Consider the following 7,063-nt stretch of genomic DNA (forward strand, 5'->3'; position numbering starts at 1 on the left):
AAAAAGCAGCTGTTGAAAACCAACAGCTGCTTTTTATTGATTAATCGTTATTAATTGAATCTACAACCGCTTCTACAAGTGAGTCAATATCTGTTAAGTTACCTTCAGATAGCGCAGAGTTCAATGTAACTCTTTCATTTAATACGTCTACCATACGCATTTCATCATCTAAGAATTTTTCCATTAAATCTCCTGATTGAGGTGCCCATGAACCGTTTTCAACAATTGCAACAGTCCTATTTTGAAGATTTAACAATTTCATTTCTCTTAGGAAGTATTCCATCTTAGGATAAATATTTAAGTTATAAGTTACAGAACATAAAATCATATGACTTAATCTGAATGCTTCAGATATTAGATAAGAAGTATCTGTATTTGAAACGTCATAAACAGCTACATTTCTTACTCCTTTTTCATAAAGCTTTGAAGCTATTACTTGAGCAACTTGTTCAGTATTGCCATACATTGAAGCATAAGGTATTAATACACCTTTTTCTTCAGGCTCATACTTGCTCCACTTATCATATTTTTCTAAAATATAACCTAGGTTTTCTCTCCATACAGGCCCGTGTAATGGACAAATAATTTTAATGTCAATTGTAGCTGCTTTTTTCAATAAAGCTTGTACAAAAGGTCCATACTTGCCTACTATATTAGTGTAATATCTTCTTGCTTCGTCTATCCAATCTCTATCAAAATCAACTTCATCTGCAAATAGAACACCATCAAGAGCTATAAAACTTCCAAATGCGTCAGCTGAGAATAAAATTCCATCAGTTGTGTCAAAGGAAACCATTGCCTCTGGCCAGTGAACCATTGGAGCTTCAACAAATACTATGTTGTGTTTTCCTAATGAAAGGCTGTCTCCCTCTTTAACTATCATTGTTTTATGGTTATCAATTGATCTAATTCTCAATTGTCTCATATAGTCAAAAGCTTTTTCAGTAGCTACAACAGTTACTTCAGGATATCTGATTAAGATTTCCTCTATGGAACCACAGTGATCCGGTTCCATGTGATTTATAATCAAATAGTCCAAATCTCTTCCATCTAAAACTTCTAAGATGTTTTCCAATAAAGTTCTTGTTACTGACCAATCAACAGTATCAAATAAAGCAGTTTTTTCATCCATCATCAAGTATGAGTTATAAGAAACTCCTTGTGGAATTGGGTGTATATTTTCAAACAATTCTAATCTATGATCATTAGCTCCGACAAAATATAAATCGTCAGTTACTTTTCTAATAGCATTTAGCATATAATTAACCTCCTTAAATTAGCTTCAAATTAGCGTCTTCCCTCAGGGAACTCCACTTCTATAAAGTTCTCTTTTTCTTCTCCACAGCTTGGACAAATCCAATCTTCAGGTATCTTTTCAAATTGTGTACCTGGATCAATTTCACCATCAGGATCTCCTATTTCAGGATCATATTCATATCCACAACCATTACATACGAATACCTTATAGTTTGGAGCTAATTTCTTAGGTTTTGATCTCTTCATTTTCTTCATTGGAGGTGCTGGTTTCTTTTCTTCACCAGTATCTAATTCAGCAATTAGAAGAGGTAATATTTCATTTAAATCTCCCACTATACCATAATCGCAGTTTTTAAATATAGGTGCATTTCCGTTTGTATTAATTGCAACGATTGTTGCCGCATCTTTAATACCCTTTAAGTGTTGAGTTGCTCCAGAAATACCACATGCAATATATAGGTTTCCTCTAAATTTTTGTCCAGACATACCTACGTATCTTGTCAACGGTACATATTTTAAAGTTTCTGCTACTGGTCTTGAAGCTCCTACTGAAGCACCTGCTTGTACAGCTAATTCTTCAATTAACTTCATATTTTCTTTACTTCCAATACCCTTACCAGCACTTACTACACGCTCAGATTCCACAATTGGTGTATCAATAGGAATACCAACAGTAAAATCATATCCGTCTTGTTTTAAAGCAGCTACTAAAGCTTTAACTTTTTCTTCAGCAGTTCCATCTTTATAAATTAATCTCTTACGTTCACCAGTTATAGGGCCGCCCTTCTTAGCTGCTAAAACTGCTTTTTGTTTAGGTGGTCTACCTAAAATACTAGAAGATATAACAACTCTTTGAATTTCATTTGTACCTTCATAAATTGTAGTTATCTTAGCATCTCTATATGCACGTTCAACTTCCATACCCTTCATAAATCCTGATCCACCAAAGATTTGTAATGAATCATTCACTACTTCAAGAGCTATGTCGGAAGCATACATTTTAGCCATAGCCGCTTCAGTACTATAAGATTTATCATTATCTTTTAACTCAGCTGCAGAGTAAATTAAGTATCTTGCAGCTCTTAATTTTGTAGCCATATCAGCTATTTTAAAAGATATAGCTTGTTGGAATGCAACCGGTTTTCCAAATTGAACTCTTTCCTTAGCATATTTAACAGCTTCTTCATAAGCGCCTTGTGCTATTCCCAAAGCTTGTGCGGCAATACCTATACGTCCGCCGTCAAGTGTTGACATGGCAATTCTAAAACCTTGTCCTTCCTTACCAAGTAAGTTTTCTTTAGGAACTTTCACATTGTTAAAGTTTAGCTCAGCTGTTGAAGAAGAACGGATACCTAATTTGTCATAGTGATCTCCGAAAGTAAATCCTTCCCAACCTTTTTCAACTATGAAAGCACTTATTCCATGTGTTCCAATACCAGGAGTTGTAACTGCAAATACCACATAAATATCTCCTACTATGGCATTTGTAATAAAAATTTTATTACCGTTTAAAATGTAATAATCTCCATCTAGCACGGCAGTTGTTTCAGTACCAGCTGCATCACTTCCTGCGTTTTCTTCTGTTAATCCGAAGGCACCTATCTTTGTACCATTTGCTAAAGGCACTAAATATTTTTTCTTTTGTTCCTCAGTTCCATATGCATATATAGGCCAACTTCCTAAAGAAACGTGAGCAGATAAAATTACACCTGTTCCACCGTCTATTCTTGAAAGTTCCTCTACCGCTATTGCATAACTTAAATTATCCATTCCCATTCCGCCATACTCTTTAGGGAAAGGAAGACCCATAAGTCCCATTTCGCCAAACTTTTTAATGGCTTCTGTAGGAAATTCATTGTTTTGATCCAACTCAAAAGCTATAGGCTTAACTTCAGTTTCTACAAATTCTCTAACTTGTTTACGAATGTCCTCGTGCTTTTTTTGTGTTTGAAAATACATAGATTTACCCCCTTCTTCTTTCTTTAGATTTTGTTTTTCTTTTTTCTCAACATTAGAAGTTTTCTCAGAAGTTTTCTTTTGATCTTTTGTTGCTTTTTCATCATTTGTCTTTTCTAATTGCTTAGAATCTTTTTTCTCTTTAACTTCTTTGGCGTCTTTAACATTTGATGTTTCCTTTGCTTATTCTCTTTCTTAGAAGTCTCATCAATAATTGTTTCTTCCTTTAGCTTTTTTTCTTCTGTTGATTTTTTACGCTTTTTCTTTTTAAAAAAACTCATTTGCATACCCCCATATATTTTTTGTACCTATGGGAAACGTTTTTCCTCTCTTGAACACTTTCAAGTAATTTTGAAGTATAACTTTATTACACTATACTATACCAATATAGTACTGTATGCTAATGTCAAAGTCAAGATGTTGTAGACAAATTTATCTCATAAAAATATTCTCAATAAATGATAATACTTCTATTATTATTGCTCATAAAGCAATCAGCATATAATTCAATTCTTTAAAAATAGAAGATGAATCCACATGTTTGAAGTTATTATTTATTAAGAAATATAGATTTACGCCAGATTAAACTTAAAAGAATCAAATTATTACTTGAAAACTCTATTAATAATCCACTATATTAATAGACTATTGTAATATAAGCTAAGTGCCGTTTTAAGTTTGCGTCACTAATGAAACTGCTACTTAAAAGTTCCATCAGACCTATCTAATTCTTTGGTATATATATAATTACAAACTTTATAATACTTTAACCAAAAAGTTATAGGATGTTATTAAATTCATTATGCCTCCTTTAAACTAATATTTAAAACAAGCTCTTACTACTTAGATACCCTCACTTGTCTAAATTTAACAAAAAAATCTACCTTATATTAAATTAAAGGTAGATTTTTATAAAATTATTTAATTTCTTCCACAACAGTTTTTATATTTTTTCCCACTTCCACAAGGACAAGGATCATTACGACCTACTTTTTTATCCTTTCTCTTATAGGGTTGTTGTTTTCCTGTATCCGGATTTACAGTATCTATTTCTTTCGCCACTCTAACTCTTTGAATTTCAGGATTCACTATGTGATAAAGCATTTTAACTGTATCTTCTTTTATTGCTTCATTCATCTCTTCAAACATATCAAAACCCTCTTGAGCATATGCTCTAACCGGGTCTGTTTGACCAACAGCTCTAAGACCTATTCCCTTTCTAAGTTGATCCATTGCGTCAATATGGTCCATCCACTTTTGATCTACTACTTGTAGAAGTACAACTCTTTCAATTTCTCTAAACTTATCTTCTCCGAATTCAGCTTCTTTTTCTGCGTACTTTTCCTTAGCTAATCTCTTTAATTCCTCTTCAATATCTTCCACTGAAGAATCTTTTAACTTTAAAATACTATCCTTTTCAATGCCAAATTCACTTTTAACAAAACCGCTTAATCCAGCTAAATCTAAAATCTTTTCATTATTATCATTTAATTTGTTATAGAAATCAATATTTGTCACTATAACATCTTCAACCATAGCAGCAATATGCTCTTTTAAGTCTTCGCCTTCTAACACTCTACGCCTTTCGGCATAGATAACTTCCCTTTGTTTGTTCATTACATCATCATATTGGAGTACGTGTTTACGAATGGAGAAGTTATTTCCCTCAACTTTACGTTGAGCAGATTCAATAAGCCTTGTCAATATTTTAGCTTCAATAGGTTCATCTTCCGGAGCATCTATTCTCTCCATAGTTTCTTTAAATCTATCTCCTGCGAACAATCTTATTAAATCATCATCTCCGGAAATATAAAATCTAGTTGAACCCGGATCTCCTTGACGTCCTGAACGTCCTCTCAGCTGATTGTCTATACGTCTTGACTCATGTCTTTCCGTACCTATAATATGAAGTCCGCCTGCTGCTATTACTTCCTGTGCTTCCTTATCGGTTTCTTCCTTGAATCTTTTTACAAGTTCTTGATAATCTTCACGAGCTTTTAAAATATTTTCATCTACTACTTCGTTAAAGGTATCAACTTGTTCCAAAACTTCCGGTTCAAGACCTTTCTTTTCCAATTCTTTTTTAGCCATATGCTCTGCATTACCGCCAAGTACTATGTCAGTACCACGTCCTGCCATGTTAGTTGCAATAGTAACTGCGCCATATCTTCCCGCTTGTGCTACTATTTCAGACTCTTGAGCATGATTCTTAGCGTTTAAAACATTATGCTTAATACCTGCACGTTTTAAATATTTAGAAAGCTCCTCTGATTTTTCTATTGAAATAGTACCTACTAAAACAGGTTGTCCCTTGGAGTTAGCTTCCTGTATGTCTTTTATCACAGCATTAAACTTAGCTTCTTCATTTTTATAAATTGAATCGTTGTTATCAACCCTAATTATAGGTTTATTAGTAGGAATTTCCACAACGTCAATTTTATAAATATCTCTAAACTCTTCTTCCTCTGTCATTGCAGTACCAGTCATACCTGCAAGTTTTTTATACATTCTAAAGTAATTTTGAAATGTAACTGTTGCCAAAGTTTTAGATTCTGCTTTTACTGTTAAATTTTCTTTTGCCTCAATAGCTTGGTGTAATCCTTCTGAATATCTACGACCATACATTAAACGACCGGTGAACTCATCTACAATTACAATTTCTCCGTCTTCAATTACATAATCAATATCTCTTTTCATATTTCCCTTAGCTTTTAAAGCTTGGTTTATATGGTGAGAAATTTCCATATTTTCAACGTCAGATAAGTTTTCAATACCAAAGAATCGCTCAGCCTTCTCTATTCCCTTATCGGTTAAAACAGACGTTTTATCTTTTTCGGCAATTACAAAGTCTACAGTTTCTTCTTCAAATTCTCTATTAAATCTTTCAAGCTTAGATTCATCCTCAGTCTTAATTCTAAAAGTAAGACTGTTTACAAAATCCCTTGCTCTAATATATAAATCTGTAGATTCATCTCCCTTACCGGAAATAATAAGAGGGGTTCTCGCCTCATCTATTAATATAGAGTCCACCTCGTCAACGATACAGTAGTTTAAGTTTCTTTGAACCATTTCTTCCTTATAAACAACCATATTATCTCTAAGATAGTCAAAACCAAATTCATTATTAGTACCATAGGTTATATCGGAATTATAGGCTTCTCGTCTTTCTATAGGTTCCATATCATGTAAAATACATCCCACACTTAAACCTAAAAACTGATATACCTTTCCCATCCATTGCTTATCACGTTCAGCTAAGTAGTCGTTAACAGTTACAACATGGACTCCCTCTCCGGAAATAGCATTTAAATAAGCAGGCAAAGTAGCAACCAAAGTCTTTCCTTCTCCTGTTCTCATCTCCGCTATACGCCCTTGATGAAGAATAATACCACCAATAACCTGTACTCTAAAGTGCTTCATTCCAAGCACTCTCCAAGCAGCTTCCCTCACTACGGCAAAAGCCTCCGGCAATAAATCGTCTAAAGTTTCCCCATCCTTATATCTATTTCTAAATTCCTCAGTTTTTGATTTTAACTCATCATCAGTTAATTGCTCTATTTCTCCCTCAAGACCCATAACCTTATTTACAATAGGTTCAATTTTCTTTATTTCTCTTTCGCTATAGGATCCAAAGACTTTTTCAAATAAGCCCATACAACCATCCTTCCTTTTATTTAATACTTAATTTTATCATCAATTTATATTCTCTTCAAATTACATTTTTATATTTGATTAACCTAATATATTATATACTTAAATACTTTAAAAATACACATTTTTATTCTAATTATAGACTTATTTTAAGATTTACATTCACTAAAACAAAAAAGATATCATCAGCTGATATCTT

General features: G+C 33.1%; 4 protein-coding genes. All 4 read right to left on the minus strand.

Going from position 1 to position 7,063, the window contains the following annotated elements:
- Nucleotides 1-40: 40 nt before the first annotated feature.
- On the minus strand, nt 41-1,258 hold the full coding sequence (locus tag EF514_RS10495) for an FprA family A-type flavoprotein (RefSeq protein WP_127725404.1): 1,218 nt from the start codon (nt 1,256-1,258) through the stop codon (nt 41-43).
- 29 nt (nt 1,259-1,287) lie between these two features.
- Nucleotides 1,288-3,216, minus strand: coding sequence for an acyl-CoA dehydrogenase family protein (locus EF514_RS10500; protein WP_127725405.1), 1,929 nt, complete (start codon nt 3,214-3,216; stop codon nt 1,288-1,290).
- A 113-nt stretch (nt 3,217-3,329) separates the two neighbouring features.
- A complete protein-coding gene (locus EF514_RS10840) occupies nt 3,330-3,494 on the minus strand; it encodes a hypothetical protein (protein WP_164845596.1) in 165 nt (54 codons plus the stop codon).
- A 640-nt stretch (nt 3,495-4,134) separates the two neighbouring features.
- Entirely contained in the window at nt 4,135-6,867 is a 2,733-nt protein-coding gene (gene secA, locus EF514_RS10505) for a preprotein translocase subunit SecA (RefSeq protein WP_127725406.1), read from the minus strand.
- Nucleotides 6,868-7,063: the final 196 nt, after the last annotated feature.

The organism is Anaerosphaera multitolerans, assembly GCF_004006535.1.
In the GTDB taxonomy this organism is placed as follows: Bacteria; Bacillota; Clostridia; order Tissierellales; family Peptoniphilaceae; genus Anaerosphaera; species Anaerosphaera multitolerans.

What these genes read in the sequence shown, in the direction of transcription:
- EF514_RS10495 (WP_127725404.1), bottom strand. Translation starts at nt 1,258, where the DNA reads ATGCTAAATGCTATTAGAAAAGTAACTGACGATTTATATTTTGTCGGA.
- EF514_RS10500 (WP_127725405.1), bottom strand. Translation starts at nt 3,216, where the DNA reads ATGTATTTTCAAACACAAAAAAAGCACGAGGACATTCGTAAACAAGTT.
- EF514_RS10840 (WP_164845596.1), bottom strand. Translation starts at nt 3,494, where the DNA reads ATGAGTTTTTTTAAAAAGAAAAAGCGTAAAAAATCAACAGAAGAAAAA.
- secA (WP_127725406.1), bottom strand. Translation starts at nt 6,867, where the DNA reads ATGGGCTTATTTGAAAAAGTCTTTGGATCCTATAGCGAAAGAGAAATA.